Origin of the sequence: Colwellia sp. 6M3 (assembly GCF_014077595.1) — a bacterium.
Lineage (GTDB): Bacteria > Pseudomonadota > Gammaproteobacteria > Enterobacterales > Alteromonadaceae > Cognaticolwellia.
The window spans coordinates 1-24832 of record NZ_JACGWF010000060.1; the positions used below are offsets into that span (position 1 = coordinate 1).

General features: G+C 37.2%; 22 protein-coding genes. 14 read left to right on the plus strand and 8 right to left on the minus strand.

Annotated elements, in window-relative coordinates; all coding sequences use genetic code 11:
• Positions 1 to 138 precede the first annotated feature (138 nt).
• The 5 genes from H4J50_RS12990 to H4J50_RS13010 all read left to right on the plus strand — a co-directional run bounded on the left by H4J50_RS12990 (position 139) and on the right by H4J50_RS13010 (position 6558).
• Complete coding sequence (locus H4J50_RS12990; RefSeq protein WP_182256919.1) at positions 139 to 2820, plus strand: hypothetical protein; 2682 nt, start codon at positions 139 to 141, stop codon at positions 2818 to 2820.
• Positions 2817 to 3368, plus strand: coding sequence for a hypothetical protein (locus H4J50_RS12995; protein WP_182256921.1), 552 nt, complete (start codon positions 2817 to 2819; stop codon positions 3366 to 3368). The genes H4J50_RS12990 and H4J50_RS12995 overlap by 4 nt, the downstream gene beginning before the upstream one ends.
• A gap of 325 nt (positions 3369 to 3693) precedes the next feature.
• On the plus strand, positions 3694 to 4776 hold the full coding sequence (locus tag H4J50_RS13000; RefSeq protein WP_182256923.1) for a hypothetical protein: 1083 nt from the start codon (positions 3694 to 3696) through the stop codon (positions 4774 to 4776).
• 11 nt (positions 4777 to 4787) lie between these two features.
• Positions 4788 to 5276: a hypothetical protein gene (locus H4J50_RS13005; RefSeq protein WP_182256925.1), complete on the plus strand. Its 489-nt coding sequence runs from the start codon at positions 4788 to 4790 to the stop codon at positions 5274 to 5276.
• Positions 5277 to 5301: 25 nt separating this feature from the next.
• On the plus strand, positions 5302 to 6558 hold the full coding sequence (locus H4J50_RS13010; protein WP_182256927.1) for a hypothetical protein: 1257 nt from the start codon (positions 5302 to 5304) through the stop codon (positions 6556 to 6558).
• Between the two features lie 152 nt (positions 6559 to 6710).
• Here H4J50_RS13010 and H4J50_RS13015 read toward each other — a convergent pair whose 3' ends face one another.
• The 8 genes from H4J50_RS13015 to H4J50_RS13050 form a co-directional block, all read right to left on the minus strand.
• Positions 6711 to 7919 carry an IS256 family transposase gene (locus tag H4J50_RS13015; RefSeq protein ID WP_182256929.1) on the minus strand — a complete coding sequence of 403 codons (1209 nt, stop codon included), beginning with the start codon at positions 7917 to 7919 and terminating at the stop codon, positions 6711 to 6713.
• Between the two features lie 430 nt (positions 7920 to 8349).
• Positions 8350 to 8685: a hypothetical protein gene (locus tag H4J50_RS13020; protein ID WP_182256931.1), complete on the minus strand. Its 336-nt coding sequence runs from the start codon at positions 8683 to 8685 to the stop codon at positions 8350 to 8352.
• A 123-nt stretch (positions 8686 to 8808) separates the two neighbouring features.
• Positions 8809 to 9219 carry a hypothetical protein gene (locus tag H4J50_RS13025; RefSeq protein ID WP_182256933.1) on the minus strand — a complete coding sequence of 137 codons (411 nt, stop codon included), beginning with the start codon at positions 9217 to 9219 and terminating at the stop codon, positions 8809 to 8811.
• A gap of 207 nt (positions 9220 to 9426) precedes the next feature.
• A complete protein-coding gene (locus H4J50_RS13030; RefSeq protein WP_182256934.1) occupies positions 9427 to 9627 on the minus strand; it encodes a hypothetical protein in 201 nt (66 codons plus the stop codon).
• Positions 9628 to 9767: 140 nt separating this feature from the next.
• A complete protein-coding gene (locus H4J50_RS13035) occupies positions 9768 to 10634 on the minus strand; it encodes a hypothetical protein (RefSeq protein ID WP_182256948.1) in 867 nt (288 codons plus the stop codon).
• 11 nt (positions 10635 to 10645) lie between these two features.
• Positions 10646 to 11188 carry a hypothetical protein gene (locus H4J50_RS13040; RefSeq protein ID WP_182256936.1) on the minus strand — a complete coding sequence of 181 codons (543 nt, stop codon included), beginning with the start codon at positions 11186 to 11188 and terminating at the stop codon, positions 10646 to 10648.
• 2 nt (positions 11189 to 11190) lie between these two features.
• Positions 11191 to 12624, minus strand: coding sequence for a DEAD/DEAH box helicase (locus tag H4J50_RS13045; RefSeq protein ID WP_182256938.1), 1434 nt, complete (start codon positions 12622 to 12624; stop codon positions 11191 to 11193).
• Positions 12621 to 13145, minus strand: a complete 525-nt coding sequence (locus H4J50_RS13050) for a hypothetical protein (RefSeq protein WP_182256939.1) — start codon at positions 13143 to 13145, stop codon at positions 12621 to 12623. Before H4J50_RS13050 ends, H4J50_RS13045 begins: the two co-directional genes overlap by 4 nt.
• A gap of 101 nt (positions 13146 to 13246) precedes the next feature.
• On the opposite strand from H4J50_RS13050, the gene H4J50_RS13055 reads away from it, so the two are divergent.
• The 9 genes from H4J50_RS13055 (at position 13247) to H4J50_RS13090 (ending at position 24389) form a co-directional block, all read left to right on the plus strand.
• Positions 13247 to 13483, plus strand: a complete 237-nt coding sequence (locus H4J50_RS13055; protein WP_182256940.1) for a helix-turn-helix domain-containing protein — start codon at positions 13247 to 13249, stop codon at positions 13481 to 13483.
• Positions 13484 to 13688: 205 nt separating this feature from the next.
• A complete protein-coding gene (locus H4J50_RS13060) occupies positions 13689 to 15173 on the plus strand; it encodes an N-6 DNA methylase (RefSeq protein WP_182256941.1) in 1485 nt (494 codons plus the stop codon).
• Positions 15173 to 16330: a restriction endonuclease subunit S gene (locus H4J50_RS13065; protein ID WP_182256942.1), complete on the plus strand. Its 1158-nt coding sequence runs from the start codon at positions 15173 to 15175 to the stop codon at positions 16328 to 16330. The genes H4J50_RS13060 and H4J50_RS13065 overlap by 1 nt, the downstream gene beginning before the upstream one ends.
• A complete protein-coding gene (locus tag H4J50_RS19865; RefSeq protein WP_182256943.1) occupies positions 16327 to 17781 on the plus strand; it encodes an ATP-binding protein in 1455 nt (484 codons plus the stop codon). Before H4J50_RS13065 ends, H4J50_RS19865 begins: the two co-directional genes overlap by 4 nt.
• A 256-nt stretch (positions 17782 to 18037) precedes the next feature.
• Positions 18038 to 18409, plus strand: coding sequence for a hypothetical protein (locus tag H4J50_RS13075; RefSeq protein WP_182256944.1), 372 nt, complete (start codon positions 18038 to 18040; stop codon positions 18407 to 18409).
• 5 nt (positions 18410 to 18414) lie between these two features.
• Positions 18415 to 18495 (plus strand): hypothetical protein, encoded by an 81-nt coding sequence (locus tag H4J50_RS19915; protein ID WP_404842753.1) that lies wholly within the window; start codon positions 18415 to 18417, stop codon positions 18493 to 18495.
• 187 nt (positions 18496 to 18682) lie between these two features.
• A complete protein-coding gene (gene hsdR / locus H4J50_RS13080; RefSeq protein WP_182256945.1) occupies positions 18683 to 21280 on the plus strand; it encodes an EcoAI/FtnUII family type I restriction enzme subunit R in 2598 nt (865 codons plus the stop codon).
• Between the two features lie 80 nt (positions 21281 to 21360).
• Positions 21361 to 22527, plus strand: coding sequence for an SIR2 family protein (locus H4J50_RS13085; protein WP_220466207.1), 1167 nt, complete (start codon positions 21361 to 21363; stop codon positions 22525 to 22527).
• 194 nt (positions 22528 to 22721) lie between these two features.
• Positions 22722 to 24389: an ATP-binding protein gene (locus H4J50_RS13090; RefSeq protein ID WP_220466208.1), complete on the plus strand. Its 1668-nt coding sequence runs from the start codon at positions 22722 to 22724 to the stop codon at positions 24387 to 24389.
• Positions 24390 to 24832: the final 443 nt, after the last annotated feature.

Consider the following 24832-nt stretch of genomic DNA (forward strand, 5'->3'; position numbering starts at 1 on the left):
TGTGGTACAACAGCTATCGACTTCATTCTTACTTGGATTACCACAGTCCTAATAATTTTGAGTTAATGAATGTGGATTTAAAAATGGTTGCTTAACTAGGGTGTCTGAATTTAGTTGACCATGTCAAGGATATTAAAAATGCTTCTGCAACATGTATCTCAAATAGAGTCTTCGCATTCTCTACTGATCGACTCTTTGAATGATAAACTTGAATTAATTGGAGTTAAGAGTGGAATAACTTTTGAAAATGATGATTGGCTCTTCTTAGATAATAGAAGAGTCAATCATCATTTAAGCTTCTCTATTTTTGATTCGGCAGTCTTGTCATATTGGGGAGAAATCAATGTAACCTATCAAAGTCAGGTGGTTCGCCTTACCTTGAAAGAATACGTTAAACTCCTATTCATTCATTCATTAGTTGGCTCACAATCAGTTGCCTACTACAAACCCCGATTAAATATTTTGAAGATTATGTTTCTTTATATGGCTCAATCAACGATTAGAACCATAAAGAAAAAGCACCTCCAAGAACTTTACATAACATTCCTCACACAGGAAATAGTAAAAGATCAACTAGTTAAACGTATCTCTCCTCCGTCATATAGCTCAAATTTTTCGTTCTTTTCAGAAGAACGATTAATTCAAATTACAAATCGATTTAAATCCGCACCTTTAATTCAATATCAGCCATTTAAGGGTTACGCGAAATTAAAAAACAATGCTTGTAAAGCCGCTATCGGTAAAACACTTAATGATTACATAGAAGGAGGATCTTTTAATTTTTTAGGGTTAGAAGTTGGGAAACATTACGTTGATCATTGCGCAAACATTTTTCAAGAGTTTGGATTATATGCAAGCGCATGCCGAGGAGTATTAACAGATATAAAGAGTGAACCTGAAAGCTCAATGAGAGAGACTAAACTGACTTTAGCATCAAATTTACTAATGAGTGTGGACCCCAAAGTGGATATTCGCGCCAAGACTCTTAATAAAGATCGTTTTAACGATATAGTCAACTTTGTAAAAAATAAATTCACAGAAAAATTCAACTCACTCAGACCACTCTTTAAGCTCCAAGATGGTGATATTATTAATCTCACCCTTCAACAACTCGATATACCTGAGCGATACGACAATCAAGAATTTATCAGGAGTTTAATGTTTACCTTGATAGAGAAAGTACCTGTTAAATCTTTTGATTCTCAGGTTGACGAATACAGGTCGATACTAAAGAAAACAGGGGTTACATTTAAAAAATCTAACGAAGAGGTAAGAGCATTAATCAGTAAAGGCATTAATAGCAAAAAAATAACCCTTAGCGACTTTGAGAGCACTTGCTATCAAAATCAGAAAAAATTAAACACACTCATTCCTGATACGAACATAAAAGGGACTGATAAGCTCAATTACCTATGTAAATTTACTGAGAGCACAGGAACTACGCTTTTTGTCGCATTGACAGGGTGGCGACGCTCTGAATTCGGCTTTCCCTTATCCAGTATCATCATTTCAAAAAACATAGAACCTAATGATAATGCTTACATTCCTTATCGATTTCACGTTAAATGGGTTACCCCAAAAACAGCGGGAGAAACCAAGCTTGATAGAGAAATTACACTCGGGGCTTACTTAATCGCTAAACAACTTCAGGCTTTAAATGGGGGGAGCATTGAGAAACCTTGCTTATACACGGGGAAGTTGCGGGTAAGCAACGAGAGTGCTCAGCCAATCTCTCGTGCAATATCTAAAGCATGGTTCAAGTTCTCTTCGGAATATAAACTATTTAAATCTATTGAGAATAAAACCCAAGATAAGGCACTCCAAGCTCTATCAAAGGAAGAAATTAAATCTTTAAAAGAAATCCAAGCCAACCTCAAAGAAGACCTTCCTCAATTCCTGCTTTTAAATACTCGAATAGGTGGACTTGATTCTATAGGTAAGAAATTAAAAGCTTTTAAAAATGGAACACTAAATGAGCAGGAAAGCAAAGTAATTAAAGAATTACTTTGTGATGAATCTAAAGAAAAATTAATGAATGAGATACATTTTACAACAGCAACGGTAAATGCCTTCGCGCGAGAAATTATCGGCGACTCTCAGTACCCTACTCCTCATGCACTTCGGCATATGTGGGCTGAAGCCGTTTTATTAAGGTATAGAGGCGATGTAGGAAAATTTATTCGTGCTAATTTTAAACACCTAGACGAAAGCTTTTTCATGGCCTACTTACGAAACAAAGAAGTTAATTTCATTATGATGATCGCCAAGCGAGCGGTTATCAATTCAATCGTTAGAGAGCAGTTTGATGCAGCGAAAGAAGGTAATGGCGCATACGCTGGTGGCTTTGACCGATTCATAGGTAAAGTGGCAGCTATCACTAAAGTAATTAGTCATGAGGATTACTTAAAAAAAGCGCAAGAGATTGCAGATACACGAATAATAGACATAAAATGTAACGCTTTTTCTACTTGTATGTTACGAAAAGGTACATTAAAAGCTGCAAAGTGCTCCGTGGATGGTGTGCCACAAAGATATAACGCTTCCCCTAAACTGTGCCTTCACTGTATTAATGTGAATATATCAGAGGGTAACTTTAACGGGATTGTTGTGTATACAAAAGATGACGTAGCCGCATGTAGAGAACCTAGATTACCTTACTTTGTGAAGCAGTTTTCTCTCAGCACTGTACGTAGCGCTCACAAAAGAATTAGCGAATTGCACGAAAAAAAATCCAACCCCAAATACAAACTATTCCTAACTCATCTAGAGGATTCTATTCAAATGGCTGAACTTTCAAGAAAAGAAGGAGATATGAAGTGATTGAGGATAATGATGACTACATGGACTTTTTAGACCAAAGCGAATTAGATAGTGAGGGAATTAAATTAACTGAAAGTGATAAAGGGAACGAACCTCTCCCTGACTGGATAAGCGAAGGAAATGTATCATTAGCAGCATACCATGCGATTGAAATCCTGAAAAAAGAAAGGCTTCTATATATAGCGAAAACTAATGAGAAAAAGAAGTTCACGAAAAAATCAAACTGGACGATCTCGAAATCTGAGGTCGCACGCAATTTAAATGTTTCGTCACAGCCCTTATTTTATTCAGCGACAACAACCTATTCTGAGGGCTTACTCAAACACCTAAATGATACTAATAAAGCCCTCACCAAAAGGAAAGACGCTAAGACTAAATCTACTATGAGGGGGCTTGGAAACCGTAGTAAAGATGATCTCATTTGCGAACTTAGAGAGCAAAAAGAGAAGCTATCACATAGCACCGAAAGTAACGCAGACGAGCTATACAGAAGGTTTAAGTCAGAACTACCCTTAGATCTTAAATCAAAGTTACAAATCAAGGGATAAAAATTCAACTAATTTTGATACAGTCAATGAGTTAAAAAATTTACAATCTAAAACTTCGATTAAAGATTATCAATAAAGCACCCCCCTAAAGGTATGAGACATGGGATGTTGATCCTATTGTAGCTAATAATAACAAATCTATTGGCTTGGGTAGCTGTTCGTTTAATTGCACTTATGCCAATTAGAATGGCCATGCACGAAAACGTAGAAGATCTCTTAACATGGGGACCTATTAACTCATGTTCTGTCGATCTAAATTTTGAAATAAAACTCAATGTTTTTTGTAACATATTGGTTTACAGAAAAGATGCATCAAAGTATCATAATGTCCTCATTAGACCAACAAGGAAGAAGTGTCGTAATGCTTTGTACTAGTTTAAAATTTATCACTTTTTGTTTTACTATTTTTATATCTTTCGCCAGTAATGCTATTTCTTTAACACATGTTAAAACTGTTGATGGCGTCCATACATTTAAAGTGAATGATGCTGGTGGACCAAGGATAAGAACTCTTTATGAAAATGGAAAGAGTTTAGGTAGTGCAGGTTATTCCCCCAACCCTAACTTATATTCTAACAAACATACGCTGCCACAGCCTCCGGGTGTGTACGAATATTATGCCACTTCTTGTTTGGGAACGTGTGAAACTACAAGTGTACATAGAATTGAGGTGTTCTTAGAAGGACAAGAGCCTAATGAACCTGATGACGGAACTATTGGTAATATTGATGATAATAGAAATGGCATTCGAGATGATGTTGAAACCGTAATTAATATTATGTCTAATAACTCCAAGGTTAGAGGTTATTTACGTCATACTGCTTTTTACACACGAGCATTTCTCCTTGAAGATGCCGAGTTACAAAAGCAGAGGTTTATAAAGGAAATGCTAAAAGGCAATGCCTGTTTGATTAGAGCAGGACAAGGGGAAGAAAGTTACGCTACCATTCTATCTTACCACCTCGACTCTAAAAGTCGTTTTGAGCGTTACACGAAAAACATTGAAATATTAACTAATAAATTAGTCGAAGTTAAATCTATGGGTTGCGTATTAAGCGGAGTTGGAGTTGAGCCTTTATCTAGTTGTTTTAGTAACGTTGCAGAAGACCTTTATATTGGAGGAAATGGTTATTGGTATTTTCCTAACTTGAATTTAGGTGAAAATGTTAACTTAAATATATCAATCGAGAATAAACCACGTTATGGAAAAAGTTTTGACTTTTCTTATGAATTAAACAATGTAATTCAAGCTAAAAGTAGGGTTTCTGAAGGAGAAAAAATTGACTGGAACGTTAATAATTATTCCTATGAAAAGAATGGCTACTTAACGTTAAGAGCTGACAACCCTAGCGGAAGTGTCCATGGATACGCAAGCGTTTCATGCGAAGAGAACAGCAACATAAGGTAATCAATCACATTATGATTAAAACTCTTTTTTTAATTGGAATTATTATTTTTACTTTTTACCTGTGGGGTAAAGATAATATAGTGATTAAAAAGAACTGCATCCCTAAACTTAGCCTTCAAATTTCACCTAATACATCATTTGTTTTAATTGATTTAGAAGGAAGTTTGAAAGCTTTTGTTGAAAGAAATGCTTATGAGCCTCAAATAGCATTCCAAATGGAAATAAATGAAATTCCTTCAAATATTTCTTATATTGAGACTGATGAAATACATTTACTAGGAACTACTATTAAGTATATTAAATCTAAATTCAACCCGTTTGCAACTTCAGAGACATACTTTTATAGCAATATCGGAGGGCGCCTAGTATGGCTGTCTTATATGGAACTTTTAAGAGTTGATTCTTTGAATCAAAATTTTAATAAAAACAAGCTCAGTAATTTAATCGGTGAACTATTTAAATCTATTGAACTAGATAAGTCGTTGATATGCAACAGCTAAAGTTAAAAATAAATAAGGGAATATAGTGTTAATTTTAAATCAGTTTTATATAGAGATATGTGATTATATACCGTTAAAAAGCGTAATATTAGTAGTTCTTTTAAGCACTGTTTGGATCCCACCGTCTATTGCTGCGGTAAAGGAAGACTTTGACGTACGAATAATGGCAACAGGTCCAGTCACTAATTATGATTCAAATAATGTCAATAACTTGGGGTTAAATAATAACCTTTCGTCAACTAATAAAAGAGCGATTATCTATGTAAATGGTATGGCTACATCTCTATTCGAAGCGCTTAACAACCTAAACACCATTAGAAGCACATTACAAGCAGAAACCGGCGCTGACAGTATTCAACTTGCATACAATAGTGATAAGGAACAACTAAATCAACTAGCAGATGCAGCAGTGCAACATTTAATGCAAGAGAAGAACTTCACAGAAAAAAATGCACGGCGAAATTATGTACACAGAATGTTTCTTACATCACCTGCAACTAGCATTTTTAACGGTGCAGAAAGGTACATCGCATCTAGAAATGAGGAAAACTATACAAAAGATACTCTCATTAATGAGCATATCAACAAGTTCTATATGCCAAAGTTGCTTCAAGGTAATAAAGTTGTAGTTTTAGCACATTCACAAGGAAACTTTTACGCGAATAGAACTTGGAAAAAAATAGAGGAATTGGACAATGAGAACAAAGGTTTCACTTCTGCATTAGGCATTGTAGGAATGGGAGTGCCTGCAAATTACATTGCAGGAAACGGGCTTTATACAACTAATTCAAAAGATCAAGTTATAAATGCAATAAGATTTTTTTCTGGGCCTCAACCTCTTCCTGCAAATATAACTCGCCCATTCACAAAAGCAGACATTTTAGGTCATTCTTTAAAAGATATTTACTTAAGTAGCAGTGCTGATTCATCGGCAATTAAAAGCAAAATCATTCGAGATGTGAATACAACATTTTCTCGACTACAGCCATTGGCAGAAATCACTTGTGTTGGATATAAGACACAAAGTAAAGATGAGGGAGGGCTAAGTACTTTTTATACTCCCGGCATAAACTACTCAGGAATATTAAGATATACATTTAATCCGTTTAATATCCCTAACCGATTAAAAATCATTGCGACTAAAGGACCTTTTTTTATCGATACAGCGGAAAGTGGGTTCTTTTATTATGATTGGTCTAAACATGGCGAATTGTATATAGAGGTAACTAAGCCTACAAATGAACCGGGAGACGACTGGAATTTGGATATTGAGTGTGCTTAACACTTCAATGAGCATGATGGTAAGTTGTTAGCTAACTTTGATAATGAAAAAGAAGTTGACGCAATCATTAATTTAGAAAACCAACAAATTGAGTTTACAAAAAATGCATTGTTTGATGTGACCCTGTAACAATATCTGTGTAAGTACCCATTTTAAATATAGTCTGAGATACGGTCTTCGAATTCAATCATTAATCGATTCAAGGCCGATTTCCAATTCCTTATTGGCATAGTCCATTTTTTCGATGCTTGAGTAATAGCTAAGTAAATAACTTTCTTAGCTGAATCATCGTTGGGAAATACCTTCCTGTTCTTAACCGCTTTTCTTATCACGCTGTTTAATGACTCTATAGCATTCCTGGTATATATCGCTTTGCGGATATCATTAGGGTAAATAAAGAGTGTATTTAGGTTATCCCAATGACGTCGCAAGGAAGCCGATATGCTCGGATATTTATCATCCCAACGTGCTGAGAATGCATCTAAAGCCTTTAGTGCTTGCTCTTCATTAATCGCTTGGTAAATCGTTTTTAGGTCTTTGGTTACTGCTTTATAATTATTGTAAGGGACGAATTTCAGTGAATTCCTGACCATATGAACGATACATAGCTGTATTTGGGTATTTTCAAAGACGGTGTTAATGGCATCAGGAAAATCTTTTAAGCCATCAACACAAGCAATTAGGATGTCTTGAACGCCTCTATTCTTAAGCTCGGTCAACACGTTAAGCCAGAATTTAGCCCCTTCATTTTCAGAAAACCACATCCCCAGTAAATCTTTTTGGCCTGTGACATCAACGCCTAGCGCTAAATAAACCGCTTTGTTGATAACCTTATCGTCTTCTCTGATTTTTAAGCGAATACAGTCCATATAAACGATGGGATAAACAGGCTCTAACGGCCTTGTTTGCCATTCATCAACTTTTTCTATAACTGCATTGATCACACGAGAAATTAAGGTAGGAGAAACTTCTGCACCATAGAATTCGTCAAATGAATCAACAATATCACGTGTCGTCATCCCTTTACCGTAGAGATATAATATCTTGTCGTCCATTGAGGTAAAGCGGGTTTGATTTTTCTTTACAAGGAGAGGCTCAAAACTACCATCGCGGTCACGCGGTGTGTTTAGCTCGAATTCACCGTCTTCAGTTTTAACTTTTTTGGCGCTAAAACCGTTACGGTTATTGGGAATATCGGCTTTTTCATGTTTAGCGTAACCAAGGTGGTCGTCTAGCTCAGCATTTAATGCTGCTTCAACGGTAACCTTGGTTAGCATAGCTCTGAATTTATCTAAATCTTCGCCTGTTTTAATGCTTTTTGCCGCTTCTTTTGCAAAAGCTTCAAGTTCTTTCTGGTTCATGTGCCCTACCTTTCTTTGACCCTGTTAGGGTAACTGATGAAAGGTACTTACACAAAATCTGTTACAGGCTCTCTCGAACAGCCTGTTTTTAAAGGTATAACGATGTTAATGCTAACAACATAAACCCTATTGACTCATTACCTATTTGTACATTTTAGGCAAAGGAAAAATAACTCTGCTCTGATAAATGAGAAGTGAAAGGCTTATAATCTTTGTTTGTTTATTTTTGATAATTCAAATTACCCGAACTAAATAAGGTTTTAAACGACAGACTTCTTTCATTTAAATAAATATAATGTTGATATTTATGACTTCTTTGTCGAAGTTTACATTAAAAGATAAGTTGCTAACTTGGGATTCGAATAAACCTTAATGATTTAGTGCTCATTCTAATTGTTAATCACTGGCATAATTGATGTAGTTACTACAGTTAAACAGACAGTAAGGTATCAAGTTTAACTTTCTCTATCAAAACTTCAGAAGGTGAAGATTTATCGATCATTCTTGATAGGACATTGCCGGTATAATATGTGTGACCATCTTCTTCATTAACAGTTAGTTCATAGCAAGATCCAGAATATTGCTCCCAAATCCAAAAAAGCCCACACTTTGACAAAACAGGAGGCTCTTCTGAACCAGAGCTTAACCGCCAAGCGCCACCATTTAAATAACCGCCACGCCAACTACCAAAAATCTTGTAATAATGCTTTTCATTAGCCGGAGTGAATTTTAAAATAACCAAGCCATCAGGCTTGTATATGCTCATTTTTCTTATAATCCATAATATCAATTTAATGTTTCAAATTTTGCAATAGCAATAAAAACGTATGTTGTAGTAATCTTTATAAATATTAGGTAGTGAGCTCATTTTTAGTGAGTTCACCCCTAACTACATGTTTTCTATTAACCTAACTGTTTTATTAAATCGCCTGTTAATGGCATCATCAAGTGCCTTCACTGCTTTATTCTTTATGGCCATCTTAATAATTTTCGAATGTACCTCCTTTGTCCATTGGTAACTGAACCCTTTATTGAAGTGGTAGTTTAATCTAAACTCTGCGTTGATTGGGTTGCTATATAGCTCTAGGGCTCTTTCATAATCTGCATCTTCGGTAATACCCTCTATTTCATTTGAAAGTACATGAGTTGATTTTTGATTATCTACATACGAATGACTTGTGAGGAAACCCGCTAATAATTCACACTGTAATTTAGGTGCACCATTGAGGTTGCAAAGTGTTTCAATAACACCTTTTTTATTGGTAAAAACCTTGATATAAGGTAAAGGGATAATGTCCATTGTATTTCTCCATTAGAAATAGTTTCCAATTCGATAACCGCTATCGAATTCTGTCGCATTATTCCTCATTGAGATTATCCTGCAGAAAATTAAGCTTGTTAAAAATTTTAATTATCACCAAGTGATTTAATTTGTAGTTAAAGTACAATTAGGCCTTTAAATGGCGCTGCTGAATGTCATTTATTCAGTTCAATGCATGGTACTTTCTTACCATAAATTCTGTTTTTCTTTAGGTAATTCTTCTTTAGTCATAAACACTCGTATTTTGATGGTTTCGCCGTCTTTTTTCGAGCATTCACAAACCATTAAACCCAAGGTGTCCATAGACGCTGTTTCCCAATGTATAACGCTGCCATGAGATTTTAACTTTCGCATTAGTCGCTTATTGTCTGCTCGTGTTTTTATCATTTGCAGAGCCAAGTCAAAACAAACATCACAGGCCTTGGCAAGGCGGTAAATCCTAGTGTAATAAGCTTTGTTTTTATGGAATGTTTTTTCATATTTGTATTAACAACCCTATTAGCATCGTCATATTTAATTGTTTATAATCATTCGAATTGGTTGAGTTTTTTAGCTAAAACATTATCTTCTATATGGAAAAGTTCAGGGCATGGTTGTTGAAAGTTCATAGCGTTAATTAATAACTGCCCCAATCGTAATTTAGGGTGTTTATGCAGTACATTGGTAATACTTTCTATTAAATATTGTTTAGTCTCATCAAGGTGTTTATCAGCCAACACAGAATCTCTTGACGACTCGTCATCAACTTCAGTATTGATAGGTATATTTGATAGCATGCCGCTCGCGGTTTTTTCTTCATTAAAAGAGATCTTTGATTTAAAATTTAACCTGCTAGGCATAAAATCAACATCCGCTAATGGCGCTTGCTCAAAAAAACTATCCCAATCTTTCTTCTCGTAAGCACAAATTAAATCAGCAAGTTGATGAAGTTCATTACCCTCTGTTGATTGGTACTGTGCATCCCAAAGCTGCTCTACACGTTTTAGCGCAACAGTTAGTTCATCATTGTTGGTAATTTTATTTTTTAATAACATTTCTCTTGAAGCCAACCTTAAATCACAGTTATCTTTCAACTGACCTGCTTTGTCTTTAGATTGACAAATCACATCAAAAATATTGCTATATTCAAGCTGGGTCGTGTCTTTGCCTTCAGGAATGGGATTACGCTCTTCCGTTATCATGAGAGTATCACCGCACATATCAGCAAAGCAGTGCTGGCATATATCAACTGACAGTTGATTCCCATCACCATGAATTGAGCCGTAGCCGCAATGATGGCCTATGGAAATAAATTCATGAAATTCAAAGTCATCGTCAGCACTTGCTTTTAAGCCACAACCATCACAAACCAATGTTGTTAATTCCTGTGTAGTGACCTTTTTAAATGATTTCATCACTGCTCCTATTACTTATATTTATTTCTTATTGTTTTTTGCTTCCATCTATTTTGCCAAAATCTTTCTGAAACGCCCGTAATTTCAGTAAGTTTATTGATTAAAGCTTGATTAATTTCTAATTCATCTTCTCTAAATAGGTGGAATTCTTTTGCTGTTAACCCGAGCCTTTCATGAGCTTGTTTATCTGATAGTTCATGAGTCCTTTGCCAACGAATAAACAAACTAGAAAAGTAAAAGTATCGGTCATTAGTTTCACTTTGTGGTAAATATTCATCTTCTTTAAATGCGTAGCAATAGATACTGCGACCTAGACCAATATGCAGTGGTTTTTCGTTTACTTTTAAATATAGCTGTTCCTGAGCAATCATTTCTAATGCGCAATTTTTTATTTCTTCCGCATATAATTCAATAGGAGCACAATTTATATTGGCCATACCACCATTAACAATGATGAATAGTTGGCTTTCATCCTTTGAATCAACTCCAACATGTAACCAATCAGGGTGATTAGATCGAATTAAACGAGCTTTAAATTTTTCAACATTAAGCATAATTACCTCAATTCACTTAGCCCTAACGCGATAGACTCTTGCTGAAATTGACCAAATATATTCACTACTCTTTCATAAGCATCCGTCAAAAAATGTTCCTCAAAAACCTCGTTGGCCTCATATGGTACAGACTGTTCAATAACGTCCTCAAATCCCTTTAAATTAACCGATATTTGGGGAGGGCTTGCCCTTTTTTTATCGAAAGTAACGGCACTTAAATCTTTACTGTCAATATCCTTTTGAACGACAGTTTTCATCTTTTCAAACTTCACAACATCAGCTTCAAATGGAACGTCTTGGTTAACACGATACGCATACTCTAAAAGCTTTGGTTCAGCTGGCATGTACATAATTGCTTCTTGATTCTTTGAATCAGTCATTCTCAGTATTCGACCTAAAATCTGTCTAAAATGCATTTCAGTTTTTATATTGGTGAGATGGCAACAAATCTGCAAACGAGGAATGTTCGTTCCTTCACTGATCATTCCTACCGAGATTATCCATTTAGTTTGCGCATGCCTAAATTGTTGAATAATACTAGTTGGATCACTTTCTCGGTAGGTAACAACAATGGTGTTTTCGTTAAAACAGGCTTTCATTAACATTGAAATTTGTCGTGCATGCTCAACAGATGACGCAACAATTAATCCTGCAGCGTCAGAGTTTTTAGCTCTAATTGCGCTTAGTTTTTTCTGTGCAGAAGATATTAAGTATTTCATGACCTTCTCATTCTCAATAATCTCCTGATATGGAATGATCGATTGCGATAATAAACATTTAAAGCTAGTAAACGTTTTAGTCTCAACGTCATCAACAACAGAAATATTATTGTTATCCACAGCAATTATCTGTGGCACACGACAAACATCGTCGGTAATGGCCTCAGCAAGCCCATAAACGTAATCACAGGATATTTTATTGCTAGGATGCATATAGTTTGAAAGAACGATAGGAGCCGCATCTGAACGCCAAGGAGTTCCCGTTAACGCCAATGTATATTTAGCCTTATCTTGAATGTTTAAGATTATCTGTTCGCCCCATGCATTGGCATTATCAATAGAAGAGCCAGCACAATGGTGGATCTCATCAAAGATCACGAATACTCGGTACCTTTCAAATAACTGCCAAAAGTTTTTATCCAGATACTGCAAACTTTGATAGGTAAGAGAATGACCTTTAGCACCCAGTAAACCATCGAATCGTTCATTAACTCTCAGTTGCAAACTTTGACTGAAATCTTGAGAAACTATAGAAGAAGGCGAAAAACAAATAATCAAATCAATCAGATCGCTTTTTAATAGCTGATCGGCCAACTCAGATGCCATCAACGTTTTACCCGCGCCTGGTGTTGCTAAGGCTAAAAAGTGGCTCTTACCATTCAGGTATTGTTTTAAAGATTTATTTATACAGTTAACTTGCCATTGTCTTAATTTCATATGCTCTCTAATGATTGATCTTGCTTAAGTAAGCCTTCAATAGCCCTGATCTTCCCTAGTATTCTCGTGTTATTATCTCTAGCTTTATTGTATTGCGGTTGTATTTCATCAACTAATTCAGGGAACTCAGAATAAAGCTCTTTGTATGCTTCAGACTCCCCTATATTTAACAGCAGCTCAGCTTTATAGATATTCAACTTACCAAGTAATTGCCCTTGCTTGTCATCATGTCTATTCAGAGAGTTCGTTACTTCAAATTTTACCTTCAACATTATTGTTTCAACGTCAAAAAATTCTGTTTTACTAAAGCGTGTTAGCCCATTATTTTTCGCTATAAGTTTTTTAAGCCAGCCTTTTTTTACCAACTTTAAAAGTTCACCATATATTTTTCGTCGAACAGTTGAAGGCTCCAAAGTAGAGTCCTTTTTCAAAGCCAAATAAGCTGACCGGACATCACTCGTTGTGAAGTGATCAAAGTTTGTCGCAACAATAATTTGAGCTACCAAAGGGTCAAATTTCACAGTAAATCCTAAACAACTTTTAATAATTATGGGTATTATAGGGCGTGGTGCTTTACTGCTCAACATGAAAATCTAATCATTTTGCCTAAAGGAAAGATACGGTGAGTGATTTAGTTAAAGATTTTGGTGCAATGTTACGTGAAAAACGTAAAGCTGCAGGATACTCTCAAGAAGGTTTTGCCGCCTATGTGGGTATTGAAAGAGGCAACTACGGCAAGATGGAACGAGGCACAGTGAATATAAAATTAGAAACCCTATACCGCTTAGCTAACGCATTAAACTGTGAATTTTCAGAGATATTACCAGCAAGAACAAAACATATAACGAATCTAGATTAAATAAAACACCATTAACGTAATTTATTTACAATTTACCTAAGTATTTAGTAACAATTAGCGTATATTAATTGCCATTATTTACAATCATTACAACAAGCTATCGAGCCGCTATTCCGAGTTTCCTGATCATCCCGAATATGAAACTCATTTACCATAGCCGCTATTTTCCATACTAAAGCTCAATAGCTAACAAGGACTTTACCCCATGTTTGAACAAGTATTCAAAAACGTCGACGACATCTTCCACAAAGACGCAGGTTGCTCCTCTGAGCTAGATTACACCGAACAATCATCATGGATGTTATTCTTAAAGTACCTCGACGACCTTGAGTTTACCAAGTCGCAAGAAGCTGAAATGATGATGGAAACCTATGAATACATCATCGATGAAGAATACCGTTGGAGCAATTGGGCAGCGCCTAAAGACGCAGACGACAACTTTGACCATAACAACGCCTTAACCGGTGATGACCTGATGGATTTTGTTGATGGTCAATTATTTCCTTACCTAAAAGGTTTTAAACAACGTGCTGATAACGCCAATACGATTGAATATAAAATTGGTGAGATTTTTAGCGAGATAAAAAACAAAATTCAAAGTGGTTATTCACTGCGTGATGCATTGGAAAAAATTGACTCATTACGTTTTCGTTCTCAAGATGAAAAACACGAACTTAGCCACTTGTACGAAGCTAAAATTAAAAACATGGGTAACGCAGGCCGTAACGGTGGCGAATACTATACGCCGCGTCCACTTATCCGTGCGATGATCGACGTTATACAGCCAAAAATTGGTGAAACCATTTACGACGGCGCAGCAGGCTCCGCAGGCTTTTTATGCGAAGCCTTCGATTACCTACGCCAAGGTGGGCGTGATAAAACCAAACTAAGCACCAGTGACTTAGCTACCCTACAAAACGACACATTTTACGCCAAAGAGAAAAAGTCACTCGCTTACGTTATTGCCATCATGAACATGATATTACATGGCATAGAAGCGCCTAACGTATTACACACCAATACCTTAAGTGAAAACCTACAAGACATTCAGCCAAGTAACCAACACAGCATTATACTGGCAAACCCACCGTTTGGCGGCAAAGAGCGTAAAGAGGTACAAGAAAACTTCCCAATACAAACCGGTGAAACCGCCTTTTTGTTTTTACAGCACTTTATAAAAATGCTCAAACCCGGTGGCCGAGCCGCCATTGTTATTAAAAATACCTTTTTAAGTAACACCGACAATGCTGCAATTAAATTGCGTAAAGAACTGCTAGAAAATTGTAATTTACATACCGTACTCGACTGCCCTGGCGGTACATTTTTAGGAGCAGGGGTGAAAACCGTGGTGTTGTTCTTCACCAAAGGTGAGCCAACACTAAATACATGGTTTTACGAGCTGAATGTCGGTCGTAACATGGGTAAAACTAATCCACTTAACGACAATGATTTAGCTGAATTTGTTACTTTGCAAATATCAGCCGTGATCGATAAAAAGAGTGGTGAAACAGCTAAATCGTGGTCATTAACAATCAGTGATATTGACCAAACCACTTATGACTTATCGGTTAAAAACCCCAACATTGAAGAAGCTTCACCACTGCGCGAACCTAAAGTCATTATTGACGACATTATTGCACTTGATAAAGAATCAGAAGCTATTTTGGCTAAGATTCAGGAGTTGCTTTAATGGGGTGGCCAACGGCAAAACTTGGTGATGTTATTGAAACCATCATGGGGCAAGCTCCCTCAGGTAAAGATTGTAATCGTGAAGGGGTAGGCACTCCTTTCGTCAAAGTCGGTGAATTTGGTGATGAGCGCCCAGTAATTAAGGAGTGGACTATCGATCCCAAAAAACTTGCTAAAAGAGGTGATGTACTCTTATGTGTTGTTGGTGCCACTTGCGGAAAAATTAACCTTGGGGATGATTGTGCTATTGGTCGTTCAGTCGCCGCACTTCGCCCGTTAGATGGAAAGATTACTCAGCACTACCTTTATTATTTTATGCAAGGAAAAGTGGAAGATTTTAGAGAAGGGGCTCAAGGTGCAGCACAAACAGTAATTTCAAAAGTAATGATTGCTGCTGCCATTATTCCTCTCCCTCCCATCCCAGAACAAAAACGCATTGTGGCATTGCTCGACACAGTGTTTGCGGACTTAGAACAAACCCGCGCTAAAACCGAACAAAACCTAAAAAATGCCCGCGAGTTATTCGAAAGTAAGAAGCTTAGCTTGTTTGAAAGCCTTAGCAATTCCTCGAATTTAAGTCCTTTACCGTTAGTTTGTGAGAATATATTCGCAGGTGGTGATGCGCCTCAAAAAGGTTTGTATTCAAAAGAGGAAACTGAAAAATTCAATATTCCTATCTACGCAAATGCTGTTAAGAATAATGGGCTTTATGGCTTTACCGATTATTCTAGAGCAAATGAACCGTCAATAACTATTGCGGCTAGGGGAAGTGGTACAGGTCATATCGAATTGAGAGCAGAACCATTTTTGCCAATTGTGCGATTAATAGTGTTAACACCAAATAAAGAACTTATTAGCTTAGAATATTTGAAACATGCTCTTCAAACCTTAGATATCTTAAGAAGCGGCTCGGCGATTCCCCAATTAACAGTGCCTATGATTAAAGAGTACTCGATCCCTGTGCCTAATTTGAAAGTTCAGGGGAGAACCGTTGTCGAATTAGAACGTTTGGCGGTTTATATTGAGCGTGTAGAAGCAATTTATCAGGAAAAATTAATCGCTGTAGACGAACTAAAAAAATCTATCTTACAAAAAGCCTTTAGCGGTGAGTTAAGTGATTCAGCAAAACAAATACAACTTAATGAGGTGTTGGTGTGAACGAACGTGATATTGCTTTAATTGATGAACTATGCTGCCAACAATCTGAGCATAGTTTATTAGAGTTCAAGCATAATAATGATGACCCTCAAATGATTGGTAAATTATGCTCTGCGCTGTCGAATGCGGCACGTGTCGCTAATCAAGACTTAGCTTATGTTTTGTGGGGTGTAGATGACGAAACCCAATCTGTGGTTGGAACTTCATTTGATCCCAGTACTAAAAAGATGGGCAATCAGGTTTTTGAATTTTGGTTAGCGAAAAAACTTCAACCAAGTATTACCTGCTCTTTTAGAGTTGTTGATCACCCTAATGGTCGTGTCGTGCTGTTAGAAATACCAGCAGCTACAACGGCCCCTGTTTCTTTTGATGATAATGCTTATATTCGTATTGGTAGCGCTACCCCTAAACTGACTGATTTCCCAGACTATTTCCAAAAGCTCATTACTAATTTACGGCCGTATACATGGGAAAAGGGGATTGCTAAATCATTTGTGGAAGCCGATGACATTTTAACCTTACTCGATTACCCAAGTTACTTTCGTTTAACCAAACAAAGTTTACCTGATAACCGTGTAGGAATTTTTGAACGTTTATCGGCAGACTTATTAATTATTAAAGATGTTGGCGGACGTTGGAATATTACTAATTTAGGCGCTATTTTATTTGCGAATGACCTGAATCAATTTGACTCATCAATGGCACGTAAGGGTATACGCTTTGCTGCATATGAAGGCACTAATAAAGCTTCTACAGTACAGCACCGTAAAGATGGGGTTAAAGGTTATGCAACTGGCTTTGAAGGTTTAGTTACCTTTATTAATAACTTACTACCTCAGAATGAGCATATTGGTGCTGCATTTAGAGAAGAAACATTAATGTATCCAGAAATAGCTATTCGTGAAATAGTTGCTAATGCGTTAATACACCAAGACATGACTATTAGTGGTGCGGGACCTCAGGTTGAGTTATTTGCGGATAGGTTAGAGATAACGAACCCAGGTAAACCATTAGTAAATACAGACAGAATGATTGATTTACCACCACGTTCACGTAATGAGGCGCTTGCTGCATTAATGAGACGAATGAACTTATGTGAAGAACAAGGCAGTGGTTTAGATAAGGTGATTATTAGTGTTGAACTGTATCAACTGCCACCACCTAAGTTCAGCGCTGATGAAAACTCAATGCAGGTAGCATTATATGCCCCAAGAGAGTTTTCGAAAATGACTGTGGATGAACGTATTCGAGCTTGTTATCAGCATGCTGTTATTATGTATCTTGATAGCGGACAAAAAATGAAAAATGCGACTTTATGTCAACGCTTCGGTATAGATTTAAAAAATGCAGCGCAAGCTACCAAAGTGATTAATGCAACGTTAGAACATAAACTTATAAAATTAGCTGACGAAGATAAACCTAGAGCAGGTTATTTACCTATTTGGGCGTAATAAAAGTTTCTTGATCGGTTCTTGATTTTTGCGTTTTTTTTGTACGAAACATCTCTTGAATTAAAGGATTGTCATGCTGAAGCCCTTTAGTTACCTGTGATTTTGTTTTCTTGACTGGTTCTTGATTCTTTAGCTTTTTCGTACAGAAAAATTACCTTATTAAATGTAGTTAACGGTGGAATATACTAAGTATAAATTATTTAATATTTTATGGTCATTAATAGCAGAATAAGACAAAATTTATAGTTTACTTGTTATGGGGCGTCCTTCTCCAGAGGATGTATTTACCAATACGTTAACTTCTTTAGATAACTTAACGCATAACACTGTAAGCTTAACGCATAGTGACTTGAATAATAAAGCAGAGCAATGCGATAGAAGAGACGCCGAAGGCCGATTTATCAGTGATCAACTTAATAAACCCTTTGTTGATAAGCTTGATGTATTAACTGACGAGCTTAGTCTTCGACTTAACGCATTAGGGGCTCAAGCTAGAGCTCAGAGTCGTTTAGATGTTGATACCATGAAGCAACTTATTAGTGATCTTTGTAAAGTGCATTATATTTCGGTGTCAGTACTTGAAGTGTTGCTTGATAGAAAACCTCAAAGCCTTCGTCAAACTATCTGAAACCAATGATTGCTGTTGGAGTATTACAGATGGCTTTTCCACACAAACCTAATTCGCCATTGCAAGGTTACACAACGGTTGATTAGTGAGGTTCTTGACTGGTTCTTGATTCTTTCACTGAATTTAGTGTTTTTATAGTAATAATGTTTCATTAATTTCTTATATTACGGTATGTTATGTTAGTTATTGGTTTCTTGACTGGTTCTTGATTCATCGTTGTAAAGATCCTTAAAGGTAATAGTAAATTCCTATTTTTTTTCACAGGTAAGTGTTATGAGTAGAAACGAATCTGAAACCCGCGCAGAACTTATTTCGCCTAAACTGGCGTTAGACGGCTGGGGTAAGGCAGAACATAGCAATATTCGCCGTGAAGTGAGTATTACCGCAGGTCGTATTTTAGGCGGCGGCAAACGAGCATCAAAGCTGAGCTGTGATTACGTATTAGAGTTTCAAGGCAGAAAACTCGCCGCTGTTGAAGCTAAGCGTGAAGGATTAAGTTATACCGAAGGTGTGCGCCAAGCCAAAGATTACGCCCAGCGTTTACAGTGTCGTTTTGCTTATGCCACCAATGGTCATGACATTTACCAAATAGATATGCTGGCGGGTGACGAGCAGTTAGTAGATAGCTACCTGAGCCCTGAAGAGATGTGGCGCCTTACGTTCTCAAATAACGGTTTCGCACCTGGCACAGGTAATAGCGAGCCAGAATATACCAGTACATGGCGCACCCGTTTTGCCAAAATCCCCTTTGAATGTAAAGGCGACTGGCAACCACGTTATTATCAAGAAAACGCGATTAACCAAGCCTTAGAAGCAATAGCACAAGGCAAAGACCGTATTCTACTTACCCTTGCAACGGGCACAGGTAAAACCTGTATTGCGTTTCAAATGTCATGGAAGTTATTTTACAGTCGCTGGAGCCTGCAAGCAGCCAAGAGCCCAAGTAACGCCAAAAAACGTCCACGTATTCTATTTTTAGCCGACCGTAATGTTTTAACCAAACAAGCCTTTAACGACTTTGGCGCATTCGGTGAAGATGCCGTTGTGCGCATTACCCCAAGTGAAATTAAAAAAGCCAAAGGCGTACCCAAAAACGCCAGTATCTTTATGGCAATTTTTCAAACCTTAATGACGGAATCTGGCGGTAATACAGATGCTGAAGAGCTAGAAAGTGACGAATTAGAAAGCGAAGACTTCGATTCTGAGCAAGTAAAAGATACGAGAAATTGTCGATTTAGAGAATACCCAGAAGACTTCTTCGATTTCATCATTATTGACGAATGTCACCGTGGCGGCGCCAATGACGAAAGCTCTTGGCGCGATATTCTTAACTACTTTGCTCCAGCGGTTCAATTAGGTTTAACCGCCACACCAAAGCGTACCGACAATGCCGACAGCTATAAATACTTTGGCGACCCTGTTTACAGCTACACCTTAAAACAAGGTATTAACGACGGGTTTTTAACCCCGTTCAAGGTGTACCCGATAGTGGGCACCATGGACGAATACGTTTATACCCCAGGCGATGCCGTAACCTTTAAAGGTGAACCCGAAGCTGGCCGAGTTTATAAAGAAGGTGACTTTAACCGCGTTATCACCATGCCACAGCGTGAACAAAAACGTGTGGAGTATTGGATGGACCATATCAACCCATCTGAGAAAACCATCGTATTTTGTGCCACCCAAGAACACGCAGGTAAAGTGCGAGACTACATTAACCAATATGCCGTTAAAAACGGTTGGACAACGAATCCAACCTATTGTGTACGCATAACCGCTAACGATGGCGCCGCCGGTGAAAACGACCTACGCACCTTTTGCGATAATGAAAAAACCATTCCAACCATATTAACCACCTCACGCAAGTTATCGACAGGCGTAGACGCCCGTAATGTGCGCAACATTGTGCTCATGCGTGAATGTAAAAACATGATCGAGTTTAAGCAAATTATTGGCCGTGGTACCCGAATGTACGACGGTAAATCATTCTTCACCGTGTACGACTTTGTAAAAGCGCATCATAACTTTGCTGACCCAGCGTGGGATGGTGAACCATTGCCGCCTACAGATAAACCCGACCAAGAACCATGTGATATTTGTAATGCTACTCCATGTGTTTGTGTATGTGAGACTTGTGACTTTAGCCCATGTAACTGTAAAGCCGATCCAGAAGATGATATGTGTTACGTGTGTAACCAATCTCCTTGCCAATGTCTCGTAGAGCCTTGTAATGAGTGTGGTAACGAACCTTGTACTTGTGACCCAGGAGATGACATCGATAAACCTGACAAACCAGACAAGATATTCATAACCTTAACCGACGGCAAAGTACGCCAAATTCAACACATGAAAAGCGTATTGTTTATGGGCGCAGACGGTGAAATGCTCACAGCCAAACAATTTGTAGAACAGCTATTCGGTGACTTACCAAGATTTTTTGGTAACGAAGACGAACTACGTAAAATATGGAGTGATCCAAGCACCCGCGAAAAGCTACTAGCAGACTTACATGAAGCCGGATACGACGATGAAAAGCTCGATAGCATGAAAGACATCATCGACGCCAAAGACAGCGACGTATACGACCTATTAGCCTTCGTAGGCTACGCAAGAGACACACATACGCGCAAAGACCGCGTAGCAAGTGCCAAACCGGGTATATCGAAAGAATTCACCTACAAACAAGTCGAGTTTATCGAATTCATTTTAGATAAATACATAGAAGACGGCGTACAAGAATTAGCAGCCAAAAAAATGAAAAGCTTGGTAGAGCTTAAATACAACACCATAAGCGACGCCGCTGCAGAGTTTGGATCGCCGTTAGCGATTAGAGACACGTTTATTGGGTTTCAGAAGTATTTGTATGAGTAAGACTGGGTGACCATAAACGTTGTAAATATAATAATTATCGTAAATATATGATTAGACATCAACTAAGTTAAGGGACTATTTTGGATATTGTAGATCAAGAGTTATTCTCTCAATTAGAAGCTCATTTAAGAAGTACTGAACTGAATTGGCTTTTAGGGGCAGGTATTAGTTTCGATGCTAAATTGCCATTAATGTATCCCTTAACAGATAAAGTATTATCGGATATTGAATCCGAAAACGCTGATTTGTATAACAAAGTTATATTACCTTTAAAAAACGAACTCGATGATAAGTGTCATATAGAGCACATTTTAAGCCATTTAGGTGATTACGCCGCACTTGCTGAAAGAAGTAGCTCCAAAACGATTAAAATATTAGATGATATTGTGACACTAGACGAGTTTGTGAAGGCTCATCAGCTAGTAATACAAAATATTTCCAACATAATTCGATTTGGATATAAGAAGGGTTGGGGTAGTGAACCTGATGAAATTGGAAGTGCTGATAATCAGATAGTTTGTGTTGAATCTCATACTGAATTTATTGATTCATTGTTTAACTATTCTCAAGCTGGGGTTACAGAACGTAGAAAAGCTGTTAATTTATTTACCACAAATTACGACACTCTTATAGAAGATAGTCTGGCTTTAAATCGCATACCTTACTGGGATGGTTTTTCAGGTGGGGCTGTTGCTTATCGAACAACTAGCTATGGAAAAAATATCCCTGATGCTGGTCAAAGAGCAAATGTTATAAAAATACACGGTTCTATTGATTGGCACTTATGTGACAAAGGCTATATTTGGAGAGTTCGTGATAACAATAAATACCCATCAACGTTAGGCCGTGTATTAATTTACCCTCAGGCCACTAAATATATAGCCACTCAACAAGACCCCTTCTCAACCCAGTTCGATTTTTTCCGTAAAAGCTTACATTCAGAAAATAGTAATGTACTAGCTGTTTGTGGTTATAGCTTTGGTGATGAACATATTAATAATGAAATAGAGCTTGCGATGTCTAAAGATCAGAATCGAACGACATTAGTCGCATTTCTAGAATGTGCGGATGAAATACCTGCTTTTTTAGAGAATATGAGAAAAAGCATATATGGGAATAGGATCTTTATTGTTTCTAAAAGAGGTCTATATGTTGGAAATGATGAACCTATAAAAAGAATGGACGAAGATTTTTGGTGGACATTTAAAGGTGTAACAGACTTACTCAAAAATGGATGTGAGGTATGAATATGTTTAATCAAGCTGATGAATTAAAAATAGGTCAAGTTGTTGAGGTTTCTGGAACATCCATAAAAGTTGAAATATCGGAAAATGTCTCTGAACTGACTAAAACTTTTGAAGGTCGCGTGTATCCCATTGGACAGATTGGAAGCTTGGTAAAGATTCATTATGGTAGAAAAATAATTTTTGGCCTAGTTACAATGTTACGAATGAGATCTGAAGAGCTTATTCAAGCAGGCATGCCTGTTACTGTTGGAGCTGATCAAAGAGTTATGGAGGTACAGCTTCTTGCTGAAGGGCATTGGATCAATTCAAAGCAAAAATTAGACTTTAAACGAGGGATTAAAACCTACCCGTTGCCACAGCAAAGTGTTTATATATTAACTAATCAAGAAGTGACTAAATTATATCAATCAGCAGAAGGAAATGCTGATAGAGAGATAGATCCTTTAGTACCCTTTGCTGTTTATAGTGCTTCAGAATCAACCCAATGCCGAGCTAACATAGATAAAATGTTTGGTATGCACTGTGCAATTTTGGGTTCTACAGGCTCAGGAAAGTCAGGTACAGTGGCCGCTATCATCCATAGTGTGCTAGAGCATAAACATGAAGAACAGACAATATCCCCTCAAATTATTATAATAGACCCTCATGGTGAGTATGGTTCAGCATTTAAAGATAGAGCTATGTTGTACAGAGCTTACGGGGAAAGTACTGATGAAGAATCTGACAGCATAGAAATAAAGTTACCATACTGGCTTATGTCCAGTGATGAGATTGCATCGTTAATTATTGGAAAGACTGAGTCGAGTGCAACTAACCAAAATAACGTAGTTTATAAGGCTCTTTCACATGCACGAATGGTAGCTGCAGGTATCGTAAAGCCGGCCCCATCTGCTTTTGGTGATGAAACTATTGCAGCGCTAGATGATAAAGAAGAGGTACAAACTCTTGAGGACTTTGATACTTCAAATGTATTAGCTTTTAATAGAGATAAGCCCAGGAGGTTTTGCTGGGATGAATTTGAAAATCATATTCGGTTTATTCAAGGCGCGAAAACAGCAGGTCCGCTTCATGTCACTAAAACAGCAACAGATCTGAATAAAATTTCAATCCCCTCCGTTCTCGATAAATTAAAAGTATTAAGACAAGACACTAGATTGTCTTTTATGATGTCCAATTGGAACAGCCAAGATGAAGACTTTAACTTAGCACAAATATTGAATCAATTAATTGGTAGAGGTGTAATTCCTGAAGAAGATGAAGGTGGTACGTTAACTAAAGATATTAATATAATCGATATTTCTGGCTTGCCTAATGAAATAGCAGGACCACTAGTAGCGATGATCGCGAGAATTCTCTTTCAATATAAAGTTCATCAAAATAATGAAGAGAAACTAAAAGATCCATTATTAATCGTATGTGAGGAAGCACATAGGTATGTTCCTGATAAAGGAGATGCTCAATATGGTGCAGCTCAAGAGGCCGTTAAAAGAATTGCCCGTGAAGGGAGAAAATATGGAATAGGTTTAATGTTAGTGAGTCAAAGACCTGCCGATGTTGATAGCACTGTTATTTCACAATGCGGCACATGGGTTGTACTTAGACTTACTAACTCAGCAGATCAACAACATGTTTCACGCTTTTTACCTGATGGATTATCTGGAATGGTAGGTGCTTTACCGATACTATCTCAGCAAGAAGCTATATTTGTTGGTGAAGGGGCTGCTTTACCTTCAAGAATTAAAATTAGAGATTTAACATCAGAACAGTTACCGCGCTCTAATACTATTCCGTTTGCAGAAGGTTGGTTTAAGGAAAGACTAACTGAAGAGGAACTTAGTGCTATCTGTGAAAGAATGATATAAATTTAAACTTTACTTTTTATCGGCTAGAAGCTCATCATATACCATCCACAACGCAAATAGCCGTGTAACCTGTTGTTTTTAAAGGTTTTTATTGGCATTTTGTGGTTGGTTAAAGACTATTCTTTGCTCATCAAAAGACAAATACACTATCTCAAATTACTTTGTATATGCATGGCTTAGGCTGTTCGATTAAGTTGTTTATACATCTCTGAGGAATAATTGTAGATCTCCGAAAACGACAAAGGCCATCCGAAGATAGCCTTTGCAATACTATTACGTTAAGTTTATCACCAGCGCACTGGGAGGGAAGATTTAATGTGTATATGCAAGCAAGTATGACATTTAGTTTATAAAAGTCATACTTGTGTTTACTAATTTAGGGAAATAATAAAAGCATGAAGCACTTTATATCGTCGGCACGCCTTAATACATATGAGTCTATC

Excerpts from the sequence above, each read along its gene's own strand:
- H4J50_RS13005 (WP_182256925.1), top strand. The coding sequence starts at position 4,788 with ATGATTAAAACTCTTTTTTTAATTGGAATTATTATTTTTACTTTTTAC.
- H4J50_RS12990 (WP_182256919.1), top strand. The coding sequence starts at position 139 with ATGCTTCTGCAACATGTATCTCAAATAGAGTCTTCGCATTCTCTACTG.
- H4J50_RS19915 (WP_404842753.1), top strand. The coding sequence starts at position 18,415 with ATGATTGCTGTTGGAGTATTACAGATGGCTTTTCCACACAAACCTAAT.
- hsdR (WP_182256945.1), top strand. The coding sequence starts at position 18,683 with ATGAGTAGAAACGAATCTGAAACCCGCGCAGAACTTATTTCGCCTAAA.
- H4J50_RS13045 (WP_182256938.1), bottom strand. The coding sequence starts at position 12,624 with ATGAAATTAAGACAATGGCAAGTTAACTGTATAAATAAATCTTTAAAA.
- H4J50_RS13030 (WP_182256934.1), bottom strand. The coding sequence starts at position 9,627 with ATGATAAAAACACGAGCAGACAATAAGCGACTAATGCGAAAGTTAAAA.
- H4J50_RS13035 (WP_182256948.1), bottom strand. The coding sequence starts at position 10,634 with ATGAAATCATTTAAAAAGGTCACTACACAGGAATTAACAACATTGGTT.
- H4J50_RS13015 (WP_182256929.1), bottom strand. The coding sequence starts at position 7,919 with ATGAACCAGAAAGAACTTGAAGCTTTTGCAAAAGAAGCGGCAAAAAGC.
- H4J50_RS13040 (WP_182256936.1), bottom strand. The coding sequence starts at position 11,188 with ATGCTTAATGTTGAAAAATTTAAAGCTCGTTTAATTCGATCTAATCAC.
- H4J50_RS13000 (WP_182256923.1), top strand. The coding sequence starts at position 3,694 with ATGTCCTCATTAGACCAACAAGGAAGAAGTGTCGTAATGCTTTGTACT.
- H4J50_RS13025 (WP_182256933.1), bottom strand. The coding sequence starts at position 9,219 with ATGGACATTATCCCTTTACCTTATATCAAGGTTTTTACCAATAAAAAA.
- H4J50_RS13065 (WP_182256942.1), top strand. The coding sequence starts at position 15,173 with ATGGGGTGGCCAACGGCAAAACTTGGTGATGTTATTGAAACCATCATG.
- H4J50_RS13090 (WP_220466208.1), top strand. The coding sequence starts at position 22,722 with ATGTTACGAATGAGATCTGAAGAGCTTATTCAAGCAGGCATGCCTGTT.
- H4J50_RS13060 (WP_182256941.1), top strand. The coding sequence starts at position 13,689 with ATGTTTGAACAAGTATTCAAAAACGTCGACGACATCTTCCACAAAGAC.
- H4J50_RS13020 (WP_182256931.1), bottom strand. The coding sequence starts at position 8,685 with ATGAGCATATACAAGCCTGATGGCTTGGTTATTTTAAAATTCACTCCG.
- H4J50_RS13075 (WP_182256944.1), top strand. The coding sequence starts at position 18,038 with ATGGGGCGTCCTTCTCCAGAGGATGTATTTACCAATACGTTAACTTCT.